The sequence below is a fragment of the Acidicapsa acidisoli genome, assembly GCF_025685625.1.
Taxonomy (GTDB): domain Bacteria; phylum Acidobacteriota; class Terriglobia; order Terriglobales; family Acidobacteriaceae; genus Acidicapsa; species Acidicapsa acidisoli.
This window is the reverse complement of sequence record NZ_JAGSYI010000001.1, coordinates 1,118,103-1,139,552: the sequence shown is the minus strand read 5'-3', so window position 1 is coordinate 1,139,552 and position 21,450 is coordinate 1,118,103. Positions and strand designations below refer to the sequence as shown.

Here is a 21,450-nt window from a genome sequence, read left to right as displayed (position 1 = left end):
TGCAAACTCAGTTACAAGAACCTCGAAAGCCGACTTGGTTTACCGACCGGTTCCCTTACGGGAACATCCGGTTCAGCGTGCGCGCGAACGGAATTGTCTCGCGCACGTGATCCAGCCCGCAGATCCACGCTACGGCGCGTTCGATGCCCATGCCGAAGCCGCTGTGCGGCACGCTCCCGTAGCGGCGCAGGTCCAGATACCACTGGAAGGCTTCGAGCGGCAGCTTGTGCTCTTCGATGCGGCTCTTAAGCAGGTCATAGCTGTCCACGCGCTGCGATCCGCCGATGATTTCGCCGTAGCCTTCGGGAGCAAGCACGTCCACGCACATTGCAAAGGTGGGGTCGACCGGGTCGGGCTGCATGTAAAAGGCCTTCACATTGGCCGGGTAGCGATGCACCATCACAGGGCGGTCGAACTGGCTGCTCAGCCACGTCTCATCCGGCGAGCCGAAGTCGTTGCCGTACTCGAAGGGATTCTCCAGATGGCCGTCCTTGTGCGCCTGGTTGAGCATGGCCACGGCTTCGTCGTAGCGCAGGCGCGGGAACGGAGCCCGGATCACCTCCAGCTTAGCGATGTCGCGGCCAATTACCTGCAGCTCCGGCGCGCGATTTTTCACCACGCTTTGGACAATGTGGCTGAGGAAGTTTTCCGCCAGTTCCAGCAGGCCGTCGAGATCGCAGTAGGCGACCTCCGGCTCGATCATCCAGAACTCGGTCAAGTGGCGGCGGGTCTTGGATTTCTCGGCGCGGAAGGTGGGCCCGAAGCTATAGACCTTGCCCAGCGCCAGCGCCGTTGACTCGATGTAGAGCTGGCCGGATTGCGTCAGGAATGCCTCTTCGCCGAAGTAATCGACCGGGAAGAGCGTCGAAGTGCCTTCGCAGGCTGCCGGGGTCAGAATGGGCGGATCGGTGCGCGTGAATCCGTTCGAATCGAAGTACTCCGCTGCGGCGCGCATGATTTCGGCGCGGATGCGCAGGATGGCCACCTGCCGCGAGGAACGCACCCAGAGATGCCGCCGCTCCATCAGAAATTCGACGCCATGCTCCTTGGGTGTGATCGGGTACGGATCGTCCTCGGGCACGCGCTGCACCACCTGAATCTGTTCGACATCCAGCTCAAAGCCGCCGTGGGCGCGCTGGTCGGCACGGACTTTACCGGTGACGATGACGCTCGACTCCTGGGTCAAGCCCTTAAGCGCTTCAAAGACCTCCGGCGCGACGCCGGCCTTGTGGGCCACTCCCTGGATGGTGCCGGTGCCGTCGCGAAAGATGGGAAAGAGCAGCTTGCCGCTCTCGCGCAGGTTGTAGAGCCAGCCGCGCAAGGTGACGGATTGGCCTTCGTGGCGGCCGATTTCGGCGATGGTGCAGATGGGAGCAGTTGAGGTGATTTCGGACATGTTTGGGACCGCTTTCGTGAACTTCCGTGACTCTTCAGGATAACGCGGGGCGAGTGGGGTGGGCGCGGGCGTTACCGGCGTGTCTCCGGCAGCACCGATGGGATGGCCGGCGTGTCACTGCAACCTCGCGATAAGCCAGGGTGTGAATATCGAGTTTTTACCGGACAGGCCGGACCCGATGCAGACTACGCCAGCCGATCGAAGGCCGACTGTACTTTCTCGCTGATCGCAGTGTGAGTCTCGGCCAGAGTGTAGTGGATTTCCAGCACGAACGCTGGAGGTTCGGCCAGTGCCTTGAAGGATTCCATGGTCTTCGGCCATGCGATGTTGCCGTCGCCCGGCCAGAGGTGCTCATCGCGCATGCCATGGTTGTCATGCACATGCACGGAACCAATCGTTCCAGGACGGCTGGCCAACGTGGCAATAGCGTCCGGGATTCCGACCGTCATGTGGGCGTGGCCCAGATCCATGCAGACGCCGATGCGCGTGAGATGGCCCAAGGTGAGGATCTCGATCAGGTGCTCGGGGGTGGTCGGTTCATTGACCAGATTTTCCGCCAGCAGCCGCACGCCGAGCGGTCGCGCGAAAGCATCCAGATGCTCAAGTGCTGTGAGGGCGTGCTCCAGTGTACGCGGCGACCAGGTATCGGATCGCTCGCCCAGATGCACGACGAGGTTCTTGAAATGGATGTGCTCGGCGGTTTCGAGGGCGCGCTTGACCTCGTCCATGGCGTCGATCCGGCGCGATTTTTCGGGATGAAGCAGGTTTACTGCCGGAGCACCGGCGCGGCCCATCTCGCGATCCGGAAAGAGCGGCGCATGCATCGACCATGGCTGTAATTCATTCGATGCGAACCAGTCGGCCAGCTCATGAACATGCTCGCGGCTGGTGTAGTCGAAGTGCTGACGCGCGGCAAAGATTTCGACCGCCTGCGCGCCGCTCCGGGCGGCCAGTTCAAGCAGCCCCGGATGCAGGCGCTCCTTCAGGAACAGGTGCGTCGAAAGACATCGCAACATGGTTGTTCTCGCCCCCGATACCGAGTTGACAGCCACGGTACTGAAACCATTGTCGCATTTTCGGGGCTGACGCTTGAAGAACCCACGATGAATCAGGGGAGTAGGTTCGTCAATACTTGCCGCCGGAACTCAGTATCCAGCGGCCTTGCCATAGTGGCTACGATGGTCCTGCCCGCCTAATAGCTCACCTGTCTTCGCGTCGACTGCAATGCATTCGCCGTTGGACCACTGAGAGCGTGTGTCGATCGTGTAACCCATCGCCTTCAGCGCGTCTTGCGTGGACTGCGGAAACCCGGCTTCGAGCGAGAGCTTGTCCGGCAAGTATTGGTGGTGGAAGCGGGGTGCGTCGACCGCCTGCTGAATGTTCAGGCCACCTTCCGAAGCGGACAAGAAGATATTCGCCACGGTGGTAATAATGCGTCCGCCGCCGGGCGAACCGAGTACAAAGCGAAGCTTGCCATCCTCCAGTACAACCGTCGGCGTCATCGCAGACAGAGGCCGCTTGCGCGGAGCGATCGCGTCCGCGGGGCCCTGAATGAGGCCGTACAGATTGGGTGCACCCACCTTTGCGGCAAAGTCGTCCATCTCATCATTGAGCAGAAAACCGAGGTCGCCCGCAGTGACCTGAGAACCAAATGAGTTGTTCAGGGTCGTTGTAACGGAAACGGCATTTCCGTCTTTGTCCACCACCGAATAGTGCGTCGTGTCCGGCGACTCGATGCGCTGGCCCGCGGTCCTGGGCGCAGGCGGCAAAAATCCATCCGGCCGGTGCAGGTCGGCGCTTTGAGTGGCCTTGTCTGTAATGCTCGCGCGCCACGCATCGGCATATTGCTTGCTGGTCAGCTCCGTGACCGGAATCCTGTTGTAGTCGGGGTCGCCCAGATAATCGCTGCGGTCCATATACGCCCGGCGGTAAGCCTCGGTGATCAGGTGAATCCACGCGGGGCTGCGGTCTTCGAACTTCGTCAGATCGTAGCCCGCAAGGATGTTCAGCGCCGACAGCAGCACCACTCCGCCAGAGGACGGCGGCGGTGCGCTGATCACCGTGTAGTTGTGAAAGGAACCGGTGACCGGCGTTCGCTCCTTGACCTCGTAATGCGCCAGATCGTCGAGCGTGATCAGCCCACCGCCTTTGCGCAGGTCGGCGACCAGTTCCCGAGCGAGCTTGCCGTGATAAAAGTCGCTTGGGTCGGCGGCGATTCGCTTGAGGGTCCGCGCCAGTTCTGGCTGCTTGAAAACCTCATTGGCTTCGTAGTAATGGCCATCGCGCTGGAAGATGCGCTTTGTATCCGGGAAGAGACCGAGACCGGAAGAGTGGAGTTCGTGAGCCTCTTCGCCGCTTAGGACAAAACCATTCTCGGCCAGCTTGATCGCCGGAGCCATCACGCGGGCCAGCCCCAGCCTGCCATACTTTTTCTCGGCATACGCCATGCCTGCCACTGAGCCGGGCGTGGCAATGGAGCGATACCCTGTGACGCTCGATTGCAGATTGTCGGCGGGCAGCACGTTGCCTTTGGCATCGAGATACATGTCTTCCGACGCAGCCAGCGGAGCCTGCTCGCGATAGTCGATAAACGTGGAATGTCCGTCGTGCGTGCGCAGCAGCAGAAATCCGCCGCCACCCAGGTTTCCGGCAATCGGATGCACCACGGCCAGCGCAAATCCTGTCGCGACCGCGGCATCCACCGCGTTGCCGCCAGCCTTCAGGATCTCCACACCAGCGTCGGAAGCCAGGTGATGCACACTGACCACCATGCCGTGTTGGGCGCGAACCGGCTGCTCGTCGCGGTAGGCGATACCGCCGGTTTCCTGCTTGTTTTCCTGAGCTGCGCCGAAGTGTGCAAAAGCTGTGGAAATTCCGAGAGTAACTGCCAGCAGAGGAGTGCGCCTGGGGAATGTGCGAATAATCATCGGATTGGGACCATCATACCGCCAGCATAATTCTTGTGTGCGTCGCTCTCTTGCTTTACGCTTCGGTCAACCTTGAATTCACGTGGTCCTTGTTAGGAGTTGATCATGTATACCAATCGCGTAGTTCACCTCGCTGCTCTTGTATCGTTTTCTGTCTCCCTTGTGCCTTCGCTGAGTTTTTCTCAGCCATCTGCGAATCCATCCGCAAGCGCACCGGTGAATCCCGCACCGGCAGAGCAGCCGGATAACTACCAGTGGCTGGAAGACGTCAACGGCGCGCGGCCGATGGAGTGGGTCAAAGCGGAAAATGAGCGCACCGCCAAGGTCCTCGAAGCAGATCCCAGGTTTGTCGCGTTCCGCGCCGATGCGCTCAAAGTGCTTGAGTCACCGGACCGGCTGGCAATCCCAGATTTTCGCGAGGGCACGGTCTACAACACCTGGCAGGACGCTGAGCATGTCCGCGGCATCGTGCGCAAGACCACGCTTGCCGACTACCTCACCCCGCAGCCCAAATGGCAGACCGTCCTCGACTATGACGCTCTGGCCAAGGCGGACAACGAAAATTGGGTCCGGCACGGTCTGAGGTGCCTCTATCCCGGAGATGGTCTTTGCCTCGCCGGTCTTTCCGCCGGCGGAGAAGACGCTGATACTTTACGTGAATTCGATCTCAAGACCGGTAAATTTGTCAGCCCCGATGCCGGTGGTTTCGTCCTTCCGAAATCCAAGCAGCGCGCCGCATGGGTCGACAAGGACACCCTGCTTGTGGCCCGCGACTGGGGCAACGGAACCATGACAGCGTCCGGCTATCCCTTCGTTGTCAAGATGTGGAAGCGCGGCCAGCCGCTCGATCAGGCCACGGAGATTTTTCGCGGAACCCAGACAGACGGCGGCTACGGCACCAGCCCCTTCGTTCTGAACGACGCTCAGGGCCATCGGGCTGTATTCATCTACAGGCCTCTCAGCACCTTCGAAATCGAACTCTCTCTGGTAACGCCCAGCGGCGTCAAGTTGCTGGGGCTGCCGCGTAAGTTCGTACCCGGCGGCTTGCTCGATGGCCAGCTGATCTTCGAAATCAATGAAGACTGGATTCCGGCTGGGGCCCGGGCCGGTTCGCAGAAACTTGTTCAGGGAACCGTCCTCGCCCTTTCCCTCGCCGATGTTGAGAAAGACCCTGTACACCTCAAGCCCACCGTAGTTTTTGCTCCCAGCAGCCAGGAGTTCGAGCAATCCGTTGACGCGACTCGCAATCATCTCCTTCTGACCACCCTCGATCACGTCCAGGGACGCATCTACGAATACACGCACGGCAAAGACGGCGCCTGGACTCGCAAGAAACTCGATGTCCCCGACAACCTCACCGTCGAAATCGAGACTACGAATACCTCCGACGACAAATTCTTCCTCTCGCTCACAGGATTCCTGACACCGTCGTCGCTCGAACTCGGAGACGCCGCGACGGGCGAGTTGAAAGCCGTGAAGACGCTGCCTGCCCAGTTCGATGCCTCGACGGACATCGTCGAGCAACTGGAAGCGACTTCGAAAGATGGCACCAAGGTGCCGTACTTCGTCGTGCATCGCAAAAGCATTCCCTACGACGGCTCAAATCCAACCCTCATGACCGCCTACGGAGGCTTCCAGGTCTCCATGACGCCGGATTATTCCGGCCTGGTCGGCAAGCTCTGGCTCGAGCACGGCGGCGTCTATGTGCTGGCCAACATTCGTGGCGGTGGAGAATTCGGGCCCGCGTGGCATGAGGCCGGCCTCAAGACCCATCGCCAACGCATCTATGACGACTTTGCGGCGGTTGGCCAGGATCTCATCGCGCGCAAGATCACCTCGCCGCGCCGACTGGGAATCATGGGCGGCTCCAATGGTGGCCTGCTCATGGGTGTCGAGTTCAACCAGCATCCGGATCTGTGGAACGCCGTCGTCATTCAGGTTCCCTTGCTCGACATGCTGGGCTTCGAACACATCGCGGCAGGCGCCTCGTGGGTTGGAGAATACGGCTCCGTTTCCGTGCCCGAGGAGCGGGCATTTCTGGCCTCCATCTCGCCCTACAACAACCTGAAGCCCGACGTGACCTATCCCGAACCGCTTATCTTCACCACCACCAAGGATGACCGCGTTGGCCCCGTCCATGCGCGCAAATTTGCCGCACGCATGGAGGAGTACCACAAGCCTTTCTATTACGACGAAATCATAGAAGGCGGCCACGCGGCGGGCGCAAACCTGAAAGAAGACGCTCGTACCTGGGCCGAGATGTACACCTACCTTGCGAAGAAGCTGATGGACTAGAGGCGCAAACCGGAACGGAGGGGAACCAGTAAACTAAAGTTCCAAGATGCCGACAACCGTCCGTTCACACGCGAAGATCAACCTGGGCCTGGGCATCGGCGCACCCCGCGCCGATGGCTTTCACGGCTTGGTCACGATCTATCAGACCCTAGCCCTGCACGATCTGTTGACGGTTACCGCGCAACGGGCAGAGACGACAACGATCCAGCTCACCTCCAATGACCGTCGCGTTCCAACCGATGGCCGCAACACTGCGTGGAAGATGGTCGAACTGGCGCTCCACACGTTGGGAGTCTCGGCTGAAGTTTCCATCCACATCGACAAGCGGTTGCCCATTCAGGGCGGGTTGGGCGCAGGCTCGGCCAACGCTGTTGCAGCCCTCGTCGGCCTCGAAACAGAACTCGGAATTGGCCAGGAAAGCGACCCAACTTGGGGCGCAACCCGCCTGCAAATCGCCTCGCAGGTCGGTTCCGATGTGCCGCTTTTTCTGATCGGCGGCACGGTTCTCGGCCTCGATCGCGGCCAGATGGTCTTCCCCGTGCCCGATCTGCTCTCCGGCGAGGAATCGGCATGGTGCGTGGTCGCAACCCCCTCGGTGGGCGTCTCGACTCCGCAGGCTTTCCGTGACTGGGATGCCCTCTGCCTGCGCACCCGTTTGACCGCAGAGGCAAGCGACGCTAAACTAAATGAGTTGAGTCGCGTCTTGGCCAGCGCCCTTACGTGGGCAAGCTCCTTAACGGGAGTTGAGGCTTGGAACGGCTCCTCCGGTGTCTCTTCCCAAATTCGCAATGATGGGGGAGGAGACCTGGCCGGACCACAGGTGTCCGCGCTTGTCCGCACCGGGATAGCGAACGACTTCGAATCCGTCGTCTTTCTGCAGCATCCCCTTTTGAGCGAGATCAAGCGCACTCTTGCGGCTTCCGGTACTCCGGAGGCAGCTCTCCATGCGTCGTTGTCCGGGTCCGGTTCAGCTCTCTTTGGTCTTTACCGAGGCCAGGGAGATGCAGAGGCAGCCTGTGAGCGGCTGCGTGTGATGGGTGTCAGAAGCTTGTTGACACAAACCCTTCCACGCATCGCCTACTGGCGGCAAATGATTCTGAAATAAGGAACTTGACAGCTGTTGCAGCGGAGAGAGAAACTCTCGTGCGGTTGCAGGAACAGATTGATTACTGGGCGATCGACTAATGGTAGGTCAAGTGCCTTTGACGCACTTTGTCTAGGTTCGAATCCTAGTCGCCCAGCCAGAATTTTCCAGGGGCGGAAGCTTGCTCCGGGGCGAAAATCATAGGGTCCGCGGGACGCGTAGTCCCAACCAAAGCCAACCAGCTTGGGAGGAGCATTTGAATGAGCACCGAAGAACAGGCAGTTGCAGTCGAAGAGTCGCCGGCAGTAACCACTACCGGAGTCGCAACGGGTTTGGAAGCTGTTCCGAAGATGAAGGAGGCCAAGTTGGCCTCTGAGCGGAAGCGGAGCAGGGGATTGGGTGAGGACAAGAGCTTCCGGCTCTTTTCCGGAACAGCCAATCGTCCTCTGGCGGAAGAGATTGCCGGATTTGTCGGCGTCAAGCTGGGCGAAAGCAAGCTCCAGCGCTTTGCCGATGGTGAGGTTTACTTCCAGCTGCTGGAGAATGTTCGCGGCACGGATGTCTTCCTCGTTCAGCCGACCTGTTTTCCCGTCGATCAGCATCTGCTTGAGCTGCTGATCATGATTGACGCGCTCAAGCGAGCCTCTGCCGCGCGTATTACGGCAGTGGTTCCGTACTACGGCTACGCCCGGCAGGACAGAAAAGACCGTCCCCGCGTCGCCATCAGCGCCAAGTTGATTGCCGACCTGTTAACGACGGCCGGTGCCAACCGCGCATTGTTTGTGGATCTGCACGCGGCGCAGATTCAGGGCTTTTTCAATATCCCGGTGGATCATCTCTTCGCCAGCCCGGTGCTGGTGAGCCACTTCCGGGAGTTGAACCTGCCCAACCTGACCGTGGTTTCGCCCGATGCGGGCGGCGTGGAACGGGCAAGATTCTTTGCCACCAAGATGGGTGCTCCGCTGGCGATTGTCGATAAGCGCCGGACGGACATGAATGTTGCGGAAGTCATGAATGTCATCGGTGATGTGCGCGGACGTACCTGCCTCGTCATCGACGACATTGTGGATACGGCGGGAACGTTGGTGAAGACGGTCGACGCGTTGCTGGCCAATGGCGCGGCCTCGGTTCATGCCTGCGCCAGCCATGCGGTGCTTTCGGGGCCGGCAATCGATCGCATCGCCAACTCGCGCATGGAGCAGTTGGTCGTTACGAATACCGTTCCGTTGCGCGAGGCAGCACAGAAGCTCGCCAAGATTAAGGTGCTTTCGATCGCCGGGCTTTTGGGCGCGGCCATTGAGAGCATTCACATGGAGACCAGCGTCAGTACGCTGTTTAACTGAACGCCTTAACAAAGGGAGCGGTAAGCCAGTCCAAAAGACTGGGGCCGTGCCCGAAGAAAGAAACGAGAGATCAATGCCTGAAGTCGTAGTCGCAAAGCCTCGCCAAGTGCCAGCCAATGGCAAGTTCAACAAGAATGCAGCACGGCGTGTCCGCGTTGCCGGCAAAATTCCCGCCGTGGTTTACGGCGCTGGACACGAGTCGGTAGCCGTCGAAGTCGATCCCAAGCAGATTCTGCGGATTCTCCACTCCGAGTCCGGCCACAACACGATCTTCGACGCAGATATCGCAGGTCAGGGTCTGGCCAAGGTCATGATCGTGGATTGGCAGTATGAGCCGATTCGCGACTCGCTGCTGCACATCGACCTGAAGCGCATCGCGATGGACAAGGCAATGAAGGCCAGTGTTCCGGTACGCCTTGTCGGCGTCGCCACTGGCGTCAAGAACGAGGGCGGCATGCTCGATCAGGTGTTGCGCGAGGTTGAAATCGAGTGCCTGCCCGGAGATATTCCGAGCCACATCGATGTCGACATCACCAACCTCGGCCTGCACGGCGTCATTCGCGTCAGCGACCTGCCGCACTCCGGTTCGATCAAGTTCCTCGACGCCGAAGACGCAACCGTCGCCCATGTCGTTTCGATTCGCGCGGAAGCCGAGCCAGTTGCAGCAGTTGCCGCAGTAGCCGAGCCCGAAGTTGCCAAGAAGGGCAAGACCGACGCTCCTGCCGCCGACGCCAAGAAGTAGTGACAAGTGTGGAGTGTGAAGTGTGACGGCGCCAGAAATCGAAGGTTTTTCACACTCCACACTCCACACTTCGCACTCAGAACTGGAAGTGAAATCGCAAACCCCGGCACCCAGGCCAGAGCCAGCCGGACCAGTAGTTGTAGTGGGGCTTGGCAACCCCGGCACAGATTACGTTTGGACGCCGCATAACGCGGGATTTATGGCAATCGACCGCATCGCGCAACAGCAGGGCGTTGTGGTCCAGAACCGGCGATGCAAGGCGCTGACCGCGACCACCCGATTGGGCGGACGGGAAGTGATCCTGGCCAAGCCCGAGACCTTCATGAACCTGAGCGGAGCTTCCGTAGCCGCTCTCTTGAAGGAATTTGGAATTGGTCCCGAGGAGCGCGACAGGAATCTGGTCGTCTTGTATGACGAACTGGATCTGCCGCTGGGGACGCTGAAGGTCAGGGAACGGGGCTCGCCGGCAGGCCACAACGGGGCTCGCAGCATCTCCGGAGCCTTGGGAAGCAATGAGTGGTTGAGGCTCCGGATCGGCGTAGGGCCGGATCTTCCGCAAGAGGCGATAGCCGCAGGCGCCAAACGAAGGGGCGGCAAGGATTATCTGCTGGAGCCGATGCGAAAGGCAGATTTGGCAGTGTTGGACGAAGTTTTGGACAGGGTGGCGACAGCCGTCCGAAGAATCGTGGAAGAGGGACCGGCGGTAGCGATGAATGAGTTCAACCGGAAGCCGGACGGGAAATCTTGACGGGAAGAGGGCCAGTAAGGTTGATCGAAACAGGGCGAACCGGCCCGGCGATCAGGCAAGCGGCGAGTAAGCGGGAAGTACGAAGTACAGGTAAGAGGCCGCTAAGGTTGGCCACCGATTCCTCTTAGGATCGTGGAGCAACCGGCGGGGTGGCTGAAACTTAAGTTTCAGCGGAAAGAGTTAAACATGGATCGTTTGTATGAAGTAATGTTCATTGTCCGCCCCGATGTGGTCGATGAAGAACTGGACAAGCTGGTTGCAGGCTTCGAAACCACCGTCACCAATGGCGGAGGCATCATCAAGAACAGCGAAAAGCTTGGCCGTCGCAAGCTGGCTTATACTGTGCGCAAGTTCAACGACGGTAACTACATTCTGTTGACCATTGAGGCCAATGGCCCCGTGGTCGCCGAACTGGAACGCCGTCTTCGCGTTACCGAGCCGGTGATCAAGTTCATCACCGTGCGCATGGACGAGGAAGAGAAGCGTCTGGCCAAGGTCAAGGCTCTGCGCAATGCGCATCAGAAACGCAGCGCCCAACCAGTAGCCCATGCTCCTGCACCGGTTGCGGCCGCAGCCCCTGTCTCTGAGCCAGTGCCTGTTGCCAGCGTTGCGGAAGCCGAGACTGCCCAGGCGACCGCTTAGTTTTTGTTTGTACGCTGGCGACCCGCGCTTGGATTAAAGCAGGGTGAGTCAGCCGGAACCAGCGACCCGGAGATGCCGGGCAACGCATTCAGAAAAGGAAACACTATGTCCGACGAGACACAAGTCAAGGCACCCGAGAGCGGTGCATCATCCGGGCCATCGGGACAATCCGGCCCCGGCGGCCATCCCGGCGGCGGTCGCCCTGCTGGCGCTCCGCGTCCTGCAGGTGGTCCTGGCGGTCGCGGCAAATTCTTTCGCCGTAAGAAGGTTTGCAAGTTCTGTACCGAGAAGATCGATGCGATCCCATATCGGGACGTGCGCCTTCTGCAGGGCTTCGTAGCCGAGCGCGGCAAAATCGTTCCCCGGCGGCTCACGGGAGTTTGCACCACGCACCAGCGCCGTCTGACCCGCGCCATCAAGCAGGCCCGCAACATCGCCCTGCTGCCATTTGCAGCGCGTCACTAGGGAATTCGCAATAGCTCTGAAAATGCCTCAAATCGCACAACCTAAAGATTTTTCAAAAAATCTTCACGCTGCATCTTTTGTGGACTAGTCAGACTATTGTGGTATGGCTCTATAATCCGTCGCGGCGCAACCCCTGGCCCAAGCCCGGTGTCAAAGAAGACAGAAGGCTCGGCATCCAGGGTATGTTCCCCGCCCGCAACACTGGAGAGTTTCAAAATGGAAGTCATTCTGAAGGAAGACGTAGCAAATCTCGGCCACCGCGGAGACGTGGTGAAAGTAGCCGAGGGCTATGGTCGCAACTTCCTGCTGCCGCGTAAGCTGGCATTGCAGGCTACCGCTTCGAACAAGGCCGTCATTGAACAGATGAAGGCCGCAGCTGTCCGCCGCTCCGCCTCGGAGAAGGCACTTGCCGAAACTTTGGCTGCACAGCTCGAACCTCTCACCCTCGCTTTCACCCGCAAGTCGGGCGAAAACGGCCACCTCTTTGGCTCAGTCACCTCCGCCGACATTGCGCACGAACTTGAGACCAGGGGCTTTGAAGTCGACCGCCGCAAGATTCAGTTGGTCGAGCCGATCAAGGCCATCGGCGAAACCTCGGTAGCCATCAAGCTGCACCGCGAAGTCACCGCCCATGTGAAGGTGACCGTCGCTGCAGAGAATGTTGCTGAGGCTGTTGCCACCGAAGCTGCCGTCGCTGTCTAAGCGGCTATTCGGACGTAACACGGGCTCCGCCTGCTTGTCCTGAGCTCTCGCTCAGGGCAAGCCAGGCACTCATTTAGTAGTTTTCGGTTGTCTTCGAAGTTGCCGCTCTCTCCCCAAGGGCTATCTCGGACGCGCTGCACAGAAGTGTATCTTTCCCGCAAATCCGTCAAAATCCTGGAAAGTGCGGCTAGCTCTCGCGCTCTGTTTCGGTCACTGTAAGCTGTCCGGGCGCTCCAGCAGCGTCGTGCGCGAGAGTTGCAAGCGGCAGATTGCGATCTGTCCGCAACGTCGGCACCGCGCCGAGCAGGCTCTTCGTATAAGGATGTCGAGGCTCTGTAAGCACTTGCCGAGACGGTCCCGATTCAAGTATCTGTCCTGATCGCATCACGGCGACCCGTCCAGCCATCTGCCCTACAATCGCCAGATCGTGGCTGGTGAATAGCATCGAAAGCCCACGCTCCCGCTGCAAGGTGCGCATCAGCTCCAGTACTTGCGCCTGCACCGTCACGTCGAGCGCGGTTGTCGGCTCATCGGCAATCAGCAATTGCGGCTGATGCACCAGCGCCATCGCGATGAGAATGCGCTGCCGTTGCCCGCCCGAGAACTGGTGCGGATAATCTCCAAACCGCCGCGCCGAATCCGGAATCGCCACCGACTCCAGCGCCGCAATCGCCTCACGCTTCGCTTCCTTGCCGGATTTCCCCCGAGTATGCGCGAGAATCGCCTCTGAGATCTGCCTTCCCACCGTCATGACAGGATTCAGCGCCGTCATCGGCTCCTGAAAGATCATCGCAATCTTCCGTCCGCGAATCGTACGCAGCTCCTTGTTCGAAAGACCGAGCAACTCGCGGCCTTGCCAGCGAATCGATCCCTCCACTCGAGCCGCAGGATCGAGCAGCCCCAGAATCGCCAGCGACGTGACACTCTTTCCAGAGCCGGATTCGCCCACGAGGCCCAAAACCTCACCGCGCTCCAGCGTGAGGCTCACGCCGCGTACAACTTCCTTCGCGCCAAACCACACGTGCAGGTTCTCGATCTCCAGGATGGATGCGCGTAAATTTGGATGACCGGAAATTGGAGCCATTGCCTCATCCTAAGGCATGGCCGTCCATAAGATCGGGCCAGCCGCGAGCGACCCAATCTCAGCAATCTTGGCTACAAGGCAAACACGTCACCGGAGGTACGCTGGATGACTGATATCCGAACCGTAGAATTGCTTTTTCTGCTGCTTCTCTTATTCATCATCGCTTTCGGCCAGCTTGCGCGAAAGATCGGGACACCGTACCCGATTGTGATGATCCTTGGGGGACTGCTGCTGGGGTTTGTTCCCGGAATTCCACGGATCGCGCTTGATCCGGACCTGATCTTTCTCGTGGTCCTGCCACCATTGCTCTACGCTTCGGCATGGGCAACGTCCTGGCGTGACTTTCGCCTGCATCTGGCGATCATCCTCTTTCTGGCATTTGGCCTCGTCGGATTCACAGTCCTGGGAGTTGCCCTGATCGGACCGAAGGTTCTTTCTGGCTTTGACTGGCGTCTCGCCCTCGTGCTTGGAGCAGTTGTCGCGCCCACAGACGCCATCGCCGCCACTTCCATCGCCCGCCGCATCGGCCTGCCAAACCGCATCGTGGATGTGCTGGAAGGGGAGAGTCTCATCAACGACGCGACCGGTCTCCTGGCGCTCGAGTTTGCGATTGCGATTGTCGTAAGCGGAAGTGTGCCGACCGTATCGGGAGGACTCCTTTCGCTGGCATGGCTCACGCTGGGAGGCGTCGGCCTTGGCTTGCTCGTCGGCTGGATCGCCTATTGCGTGGAACGCCGCATTGACGACGGACCCATTGAGATTGCTTTGAGCATTCTGGTGCCCTACGCGGCCTACTTCATTACGGACGCTGTCCACTCCTCCGGCGTACTGGCGGTTGTGGCCTGCGGAATCTACCTGACCAGACGCAGCACGGACATGTTCACGCCAACGGTCCGCATTCAGGTCTCGTCCTTCTGGCAGTCCTTTACCTTTGTCCTGAACGGACTGGTCTTCGTCCTGATTGGTTTGCAGCTTCCATCGATCCTCGCATCGATCCGCGGATACAACCTCTCTGGAATGATCCTCGATGGCGCCATCTTCAGCCTGCTCCTGATCCTGCTGCGCCTGCTATGGGTATTTCCTGGTTCCTGGCTGGGGAATTTCGTACGTTGCCGGCTCAATCACACGACCACAAAGACGCCGAAACCGCGAGAGGTATTTGTCGTTGGCTGGACCGGTATGCGCGGAGTCGTCTCTCTGGCTGCAGCTCTCTCGCTGCCAACGACGTTGCAGGACGGCAGCCCGTTCCCGCAGAGAGACTTCATCGTATTTCTGACGTTCATCGTGATCCTGGTCACCCTGGTGCTTCAAGGCCTGACATTGACGCCGCTGGTTCGCGCCCTTGGCCTGCATGGTTCAGCGGGCCCGGATTACGAGGAGCAGGAGGCGCGGCGCATCGTGATCGAAGCCGCCATCTCTCATCTGGAGTCCATCCGGGAAGAACGAAGCGAGGAGCTCGATCACATCATTGACGACATCGTCGGGCACTATCGTCATCGGCTTGCCAGCCTACAGCCCGCGGAAGCGGATCCGGAGCATGTTTCGCACCACTACAGCTTTGTCGAAATTTCACGGGAAACGGCGCGCATCGAGCGCGAAACGGCGGTTCGCTTACGCGACGAAGGACGAATCAACGATCAAGTCCTGCGGCGCATCCAGCGCGAACTGGATCTAAGTGAATCGCGGTTCATCGATCCGGACGAAGAATAGCGCCTACAAGAGTCAGGCCCGGCCGGCGAACTCCCGCGTCTCCGTATACACCTTGATCTTTTCATCCTGCTTGATGAAAAAAGGGACGCGAATTTCGATGCCTGTTTCCAGCTTGGCCGGCTTGGTAACCGCGCCGCTGGCCGTATCTCCGCGAACACCCGGTTCCGTATACGTAACCGCCAATTCCACCTGCTGGGGCAGTTGCAGTCCGATCGGGTTGCCATTGAACTTATGAATCTGAAGGATCGTGCCTTCCAGCAGAAAGTCCAGGGCATCACCGACCATGTCGACGTTGAGCGTAAGCGTGTCAAAGCTCTCCTGGTCCAGAAAGTACGAGCCATCCGCATCGCTGTACAGGTACGAGACCTCGACCATCTGCAGATCAGGCTCCTTGAACTTGTCCCCGGCCTTGAAGGTCTTGTCGAAGACCGCACGCGTGAGCAGGTTGCGCATCTTCAGCCGAACCAGGGTCTGGCCACCTCTTGCCGTAGGGGTCGAAATTTCGGATTCGAGGCAGTAATACGGAGCACCTTCGAACTCGAAATACATCTTGCGCTTGACGTTGATCGCGTCTAACAGTGCAGCCATAGAAATCCTCAAAAAGTCGGGTCCACCAGGACTTGAACCGGGAAGCGGCAGATTAAGATCTGAGGCCTAGCCCTGTAAGTCCATGATAATGCAAGAAAATCGAACGGAATGCGGCGTGGCCTAAATAATTGAGGGTAAGTTAGTTAGCAGAGGTTTTCAGCGCGGTTCCCGAACCGACACGATGCGAATATTCGTAGCGTGAGAGTTGACGCTGGTCGATTCGAGGAGAACTTCAAAGCTTCCCAGAGTTCCATCGGCGTGTCGAACTCGATCGATCACTCCGTTCAAATCCCCGGTGTGGAAAAGAAGGTTCACGGCTGCATCCGTGCCCGCCCCATCCAGACCTTGCACCAACAGAACATGGCCCGTCTTATTCAGGTTGGGTAGGAAGGCAATCACGGCATACGCTTTCTCGGACAGGCCATTCCAATTGTTGGCATAGGTAGCTGCCTCGCCCGAAGCAGGGTGCCGATTCTCGATCCATGCGCGGTTCTCTCCTGGCCGGTAGACAAACTGAAAATTCAGGTTCTTCTGAAAAAGTTCTATCCAGGGGATGCTATAGACGGACCCCAGAAGAATCATGTTTCTTTCGCCTAAGTCCTCAAGGGTCAGGCTGCGCGCATTCCGAATCAGACAGCGATCCTGTATCAGTTCCGGCAGGCGTTCGAGCTGCACCACCGTCTCGATATCCATCACACTGGTGTATTTTCGATTTTTAAGGTCCGCTATGAAGCTGGGCTCGGGCTGTTTGACCGAAGACCAGCTCGCATATTCCGCCAGAGAATAGGATTTTCCCTTGATCTCCTGAAGCATGACGAAGCCCGTATCCGCGGGCACGATAAACGTATCCTGGTCCGGCCGGAAGAGCTGCGCCCACAGCAAATGCATTTCGCTGACATGACTGGCTGGAGATTTGAAGTGTTGCCATGCCCAGATCCCTGCTGCGCCTGCCGCTACGCCCACCAGCAGGGAACAGACGATCATGGCCATAGTGGCGGCTCCGGCTCGCTTCAATCCAGGCGAACGCGAAGAGAAAATTCGGGGCGGTTGCTCCTGGTCTTCGTCCGGGAGAGATTCCCCATCCATCGGTTCCGCGTCCGTCGCGCCCTGAATGGATACAAATGCGGGAAGGTATCCGCCCTTCGGAATCTCTATGCGAAGCGTCTCGTCCCGCCCGTCGGTCAAGTAGTACTCTTCGAGCCGCCTGCGCAACTGCCGGGCATAGTTCCGGACTATATTGTCTTCCTTGGAGTTGTATCCGTGCTTGCGGCCAAAGACGCTTACCCCAATCTCCTGTTCCGAGATACGGTCAGCGCCATCTCCGAGCGCTCGACGGCACACGTAAGCCAAAAACTCCGACAAGAGCGGAGCCTTGTTGAAATGCTTGCTTGTCAGGATGCGATGAACGAGTTCCTGTTCAGGAGTCGTGTCGAGAGGATCAACAGACACGGTAACCACTGATACCTCGGTGAGATCAACGAATAGCGTACCGGAACGCGACGCACATCTGGCTTGCGTTCCGCGTCGCTAGGAATGCGAATGTTAAGACGTCGGTGAATTCGTTTGTATGCGCTTCCGTATTGACGCAAACCTCTTACTCTCACGCCATCTATTCACACTTAAAACATAGCACACGCGAGGTGTATACCCCCTGCCGAAGCCAAATTTTAATATTGCCTCAGAGCCTCATGCATTCAACGCGAAATCTGCGTTTTTGCCGGAAAAATGGAGTGTATACCCTCTAAATACCCTTGAAGGCGGTTCCTGAAAGGCCCCAATCTTCCATTAGGACTGTCGTCGCTAGACTCGGAATCGATAACGGGCGGCACTCTCACTCCGAGCGGCTGAGGGCAACTGGCCTCAAGCCTTCCTCGCTGCACGGATCGTTCAAAAAACACATGAAACAGTTCACGCACCATTTCAGAGGAGACCATGAAACACATCGGCTCTAAGAACCGAGTTGTCGCGTTGGCTTGCGCGCTGCTCTTCGCAATCCTTTTCTCAGGCACGGCCTGGGCGCAAATTGACGCAGGCGGCATCACCGGCACCGTTAAGGATTCATCCGGCGCGGTTGTCGCCAATGCCAATATCACGCTCAAGAACGATCTCACCGCCATCACCGCCGTCACCACCTCCAACGCGAGCGGCGACTATGCGTTCAACGGGCTGAATCTGGGCACCTACACCATCACCGCTGCTGCGACTGGATTTGAAACCCGCGTGGTCCGCGGAGTCGAGGTGCATGTCCAGCAGACCGCGACCATCGATCTCCAGCTCGCTACCGGCAGCGTGCAGCAGGAAGTCACTGTCTCCGCCGCGGCTCCTCTCCTACAGGCGGAAGACGGCTCTGTCGGACAGACGATTAGCGGCCAGGCGCTCAACGATATGCCGTTGGAAAACCGCAACTGGGGCTCTCTGGGACAGCTTGCCGCGGGCGTCGCAACTGCTCCGATCGGGCAGAACGGTGGCACACCGGAAAACGCCTTCTACTCGGTGGATGGCGTGCAGCTCTATCAGAATGACTTTCGCCTAGATGGCATCAACAACAACATCGAATTTTTTGGAGGCAGCTCGGTCGGTACCGACGCCACCGTCACTCCTCCCCCGGATGCCGTTCAGGAATTCAAATTGCAGAACGGGGATAATAGCGCCGAATTCGGTCACTCCACAGGCGGCGTGATCAATGCCGTCATACGTTCCGGAACGAATCAACTTCACGGAAATCTCTGGGAATACATCCGCAACAATGACTTCGACGCCAACGATTATTTCGATGCCCAGAAGCACAACGCAATCCCCGAGTACCGCCAGAATGTGTTCGGCGGAACGGTGGGCGGGCCAGTCCTCCTTCCCAAGCTCTACAACGGCAAAGACAAGACCTTCTTCTTCTTCGATTACCAGGGAACACGAATTGTCACACCTTCTCAAGCGATCAGCACGGTTCCCACTCCCAACATGGTCAATAGCGGTTTCACCAATTTGCAGGATCTGATCACGTATAACGGCGGCACAACGACCGACGGTCTGGGTCGCGTGATTCCGCATGGCACCGTTCTCGATCCCGCAACCACCCGTATGGTGGGAGCTGGACAAGTGGATCCGATCACCGGTCTGCAGAATTCATCGTCCAGCGCAGTCTATGTCCGTGACCCGTTCTTTACCGGAAGTGTAGGCGGAATCACGAACTTCACCGGCATGACCTCGAAGCTGAACATGCTGCCGGCCGGGCGCCTGGACCCCAACGCGGTGAAGCTGCTTAGCCAATATCCATTGCCCAATGGGTCAGGACTTGCAAACAACTACCTCAACAATCCCAAGGAAACCTTCACCATCAATGCATACGATCTTCGGATCGACCACACCTTTGGCGCCAAGGACTCACTCTTCGCCGTCTTCGACGAAAGCTATTACAGCGAATTTGCGCCCGGTGCCTTGCCCGGACAGAACGACCAGAACGACAGCTTCCCGTCTTACGAAGTAGCAACCGGCTATACCCACACGTTTAGCCCGACCCTGGTCAATGAATTTCACTTCGGTTTCGGACACAGCGAAAAGAATCAGATCTTGTCCGACGCAAACACCCCCGGTATTCCTGCGCAGTACGGCATTCAGGGCATTCCACAAGTTACAAATAATGGCGGCCTTTCCACGCTGAACATCGATGGGCTGAGCCAGCTTGGACCAACCGATGACCGGCCGACCGTCCAAACCGTATGGGATGCGGAATACTCGGACAACGTGACCAAGCAATTTCACAATCACACCTTCAAGTTCGGCGCTCAGCTAGACGATTTGGAAGGCAACATCGAGCAGCCTCCCGCGCCCAGAGGCCTCTTTACCTACAGCGGACAATTCACGGACGTTCCCAACAAGAATGAACAGCTGAATGGCATTGCCGATCTTCTGTTGAGCCCAACGAATTCTACTGTTGGCGGCGTCAATCAAGTCGGTGGACTCGCCAGCTTTGAAGGCTCCAACTTTGCTGGAGTTCAATATCATCGCTGGTACTCGGGAATTTACTTCCAGGATAACTGGAGAGTCACGCAGGCTCTTACCGTGAATCTGGGACTCCGCTGGGATTACTTCACACCGTATGCGGAAGTCAACGGACGTCAGGCTAATTTCATCGCCAACGGCGGCAACGGCTCGACGGGTACGTACTACATGTCGAACAAGGGATGCCAGGTCGCGCGGTCGTCCACCTTTAACGCCCTTCTGGCTGCAAGCAACATCAATCTCGATTGCGTCTCCAGCCTGACTCTGGGCCACGCTCAACCCACCAATTTCGCCCCCAGAATAGGATTTGCCTATAAGATCACGCCAACCCTCGTAGTTCGCGGCGGTTATGGCATCTCCTATGGCGCTCTGGGCAATCTCGGTTTTGGTGGAACCCTCGGCACCAACTATCCCTTCATTTACGCGATCACTCAGAACGCGCCTAGCTCGCAGGCTCCTCTGCAGCTCTCCAATGGTCAGACAGCGACCATGGAGAACACCTTCTCAACCATCAATCTTTCTGACCCGACGCAGGTCAATGGCTACGGCATTAACCTGTATGGGCGCCAGTACAGCTATCAGACGCCTGCTGTTCAGACTTACAACCTGACCACGCAAACGCAGTTCACTAATCACGATTCGTTCCAGATTGGATATGTCGGCACGGTTGGCCGTCACCTGGATAATCTCGGTGCAGACAATTCTCCCTCCCAGATCCTGCCGGTAGGCACCAACATCCAGCAGCTGCCGACACAGAGCAACAACTATCAGAGCTTCCTTCCCTTTCCGGAGTTCGCGCCCAATGCGATCTACGAGTCGACGAATGGAGACAGCTCATACAACTCCATGCAGGCAACCTATGAGCACGAGGAGAGCTGGGGCCTGCGTATGTTAGCTAACTACACCTACAGCCGGTGCTACAGCGATCAAAGAACACAGGGCACTGCAACATCGGCTTATCGTGCGCAATGGCTGCCTGGCTTCGGAATCAAGGGAGATTACGGTCTCTGCGATACGGACGCCACGAACGTCATCCACGCGTCTGGAACTTATGCTCTGCCGGTTGGCCATAACAAGCAATTCCTAGGAAACGCAAACCGCGCAGTCGATACAGTTCTCGGCGGATGGACGGTCAACACTATCTACACCTACCAGAGCGGAAACCCGCTGACGGTTGGTTGCGCCACTGCGACTACCTCGGACTTTGGCTGCTTCGCTCCTGTAGTTCCAGGGCAGAATCTCTATGCCGGTCCTCACAACCAACAGCAATGGCTAAATCCCGCCGCATTTTCCCAGCCGGCCGCGGCCACTCAGATTGGACAATCGAACTACTCCGTTCTTGGTGGCGCTCCACAGCAGGTGCGCGGACCAGGATGGTACAACCTGGATTCCTCGATCTTCAAGAACTTCGCATTTGGAGATGTAGCCCGTCTGCAGTTCCGGGCCGAGGCGTTCAATGCCTTCAACCATCCAGAGTTCGCACAGCCGGGTAACTTGAATTACACCAATCCGGTTGCCTTCAGTGAAATCACCGCATTGCGGAATGGTCCGCGACTGTTGCAATTTGCACTCAAGCTGGATTTCTAACACTCACCATAACCCTGAGCCCGGAATTATCCCTCGCAATGCAAGGGAGCTTCCGGGCTCTCCGTGTTTATAGCTACGGCGTTTAGTAAGTGTTCACGGCTTGCATCCATTTCGCTATAAGGTCTGTGCAACGGTTCGCGT

16 protein-coding genes and 1 tRNA gene are annotated in these 21,450 nt (G+C 58.3%); 11 read left to right on the top strand and 6 right to left on the bottom strand.

The window, feature by feature from the left end; translation table 11 throughout:
• Positions 1-55: 55 nt before the first annotated feature.
• The 3 genes from asnS to ggt form a co-directional block, all read right to left on the bottom strand.
• Complete coding sequence (asnS, locus tag OHL23_RS04565) at positions 56-1,396, bottom strand: asparagine--tRNA ligase (RefSeq protein WP_263350582.1); 1,341 nt, start codon at positions 1,394-1,396, stop codon at positions 56-58.
• Between the two features lie 185 nt (positions 1,397-1,581).
• Positions 1,582-2,412 carry a sugar phosphate isomerase/epimerase family protein gene (locus OHL23_RS04560; RefSeq protein ID WP_263350581.1) on the bottom strand — a complete coding sequence of 277 codons (831 nt, stop codon included), beginning with the start codon at positions 2,410-2,412 and terminating at the stop codon, positions 1,582-1,584.
• Positions 2,413-2,541: 129 nt separating this feature from the next.
• Positions 2,542-4,323: a gamma-glutamyltransferase gene (gene ggt / locus OHL23_RS04555; protein ID WP_263350580.1), complete on the bottom strand. Its 1,782-nt coding sequence runs from the start codon at positions 4,321-4,323 to the stop codon at positions 2,542-2,544.
• A 105-nt stretch (positions 4,324-4,428) separates the two neighbouring features.
• Here ggt and OHL23_RS04550 point away from each other — a divergent pair, with 105 nt between their 5' ends.
• The 9 genes from OHL23_RS04550 (at position 4,429) to rplI (ending at position 12,344) form a co-directional block, all read left to right on the top strand.
• Positions 4,429-6,618: a prolyl oligopeptidase family serine peptidase gene (locus OHL23_RS04550; protein WP_263350579.1), complete on the top strand. Its 2,190-nt coding sequence runs from the start codon at positions 4,429-4,431 to the stop codon at positions 6,616-6,618.
• Positions 6,619-6,664: 46 nt separating this feature from the next.
• Positions 6,665-7,723, top strand: a complete 1,059-nt coding sequence (locus OHL23_RS04545) for a 4-(cytidine 5'-diphospho)-2-C-methyl-D-erythritol kinase (RefSeq protein WP_263350578.1) — start codon at positions 6,665-6,667, stop codon at positions 7,721-7,723.
• A 65-nt stretch (positions 7,724-7,788) separates the two neighbouring features.
• Positions 7,789-7,862, top strand: a tRNA-Gln gene (locus OHL23_RS04540).
• 190 nt (positions 7,863-8,052) lie between these two features.
• A complete protein-coding gene (locus OHL23_RS04535) occupies positions 8,053-9,045 on the top strand; it encodes a ribose-phosphate diphosphokinase (protein ID WP_263351727.1) in 993 nt (330 codons plus the stop codon).
• 73 nt (positions 9,046-9,118) lie between these two features.
• On the top strand, positions 9,119-9,787 hold the full coding sequence (locus OHL23_RS04530; RefSeq protein ID WP_263350577.1) for a 50S ribosomal protein L25: 669 nt from the start codon (positions 9,119-9,121) through the stop codon (positions 9,785-9,787).
• A gap of 22 nt (positions 9,788-9,809) precedes the next feature.
• A complete protein-coding gene (gene pth / locus OHL23_RS04525; protein WP_317891648.1) occupies positions 9,810-10,535 on the top strand; it encodes an aminoacyl-tRNA hydrolase in 726 nt (241 codons plus the stop codon).
• 186 nt (positions 10,536-10,721) lie between these two features.
• Positions 10,722-11,177: a 30S ribosomal protein S6 gene (gene rpsF / locus OHL23_RS04520; protein WP_263350576.1), complete on the top strand. Its 456-nt coding sequence runs from the start codon at positions 10,722-10,724 to the stop codon at positions 11,175-11,177.
• Positions 11,178-11,282: 105 nt separating this feature from the next.
• Positions 11,283-11,642, top strand: a complete 360-nt coding sequence (gene rpsR, locus OHL23_RS04515) for a 30S ribosomal protein S18 (RefSeq protein ID WP_263350575.1) — start codon at positions 11,283-11,285, stop codon at positions 11,640-11,642.
• A gap of 216 nt (positions 11,643-11,858) precedes the next feature.
• Complete coding sequence (gene rplI, locus OHL23_RS04510) at positions 11,859-12,344, top strand: 50S ribosomal protein L9 (protein ID WP_263350574.1); 486 nt, start codon at positions 11,859-11,861, stop codon at positions 12,342-12,344.
• A gap of 187 nt (positions 12,345-12,531) precedes the next feature.
• Here rplI and OHL23_RS04505 read toward each other — a convergent pair whose 3' ends face one another.
• Complete coding sequence (locus tag OHL23_RS04505; RefSeq protein ID WP_263350573.1) at positions 12,532-13,428, bottom strand: ABC transporter ATP-binding protein; 897 nt, start codon at positions 13,426-13,428, stop codon at positions 12,532-12,534.
• Positions 13,429-13,533: 105 nt separating this feature from the next.
• Between OHL23_RS04505 and OHL23_RS04500 the strand changes: the two genes are divergently transcribed.
• A complete protein-coding gene (locus OHL23_RS04500; RefSeq protein ID WP_263350572.1) occupies positions 13,534-15,138 on the top strand; it encodes a Na+/H+ antiporter in 1,605 nt (534 codons plus the stop codon).
• Positions 15,139-15,150: 12 nt separating this feature from the next.
• On the opposite strand, the gene efp is transcribed toward OHL23_RS04500, so the two are convergent.
• Positions 15,151-15,726: an elongation factor P gene (efp, locus tag OHL23_RS04495; protein WP_263350571.1), complete on the bottom strand. Its 576-nt coding sequence runs from the start codon at positions 15,724-15,726 to the stop codon at positions 15,151-15,153.
• 156 nt (positions 15,727-15,882) lie between these two features.
• On the bottom strand, positions 15,883-17,184 hold the full coding sequence (locus OHL23_RS04490) for a hypothetical protein (RefSeq protein WP_263350570.1): 1,302 nt from the start codon (positions 17,182-17,184) through the stop codon (positions 15,883-15,885).
• A gap of 474 nt (positions 17,185-17,658) precedes the next feature.
• Here OHL23_RS04490 and OHL23_RS04485 point away from each other — a divergent pair, with 474 nt between their 5' ends.
• Entirely contained in the window at positions 17,659-21,309 is a 3,651-nt protein-coding gene (locus OHL23_RS04485; RefSeq protein ID WP_263350569.1) for a carboxypeptidase-like regulatory domain-containing protein, read from the top strand.
• Positions 21,310-21,450: the final 141 nt, after the last annotated feature.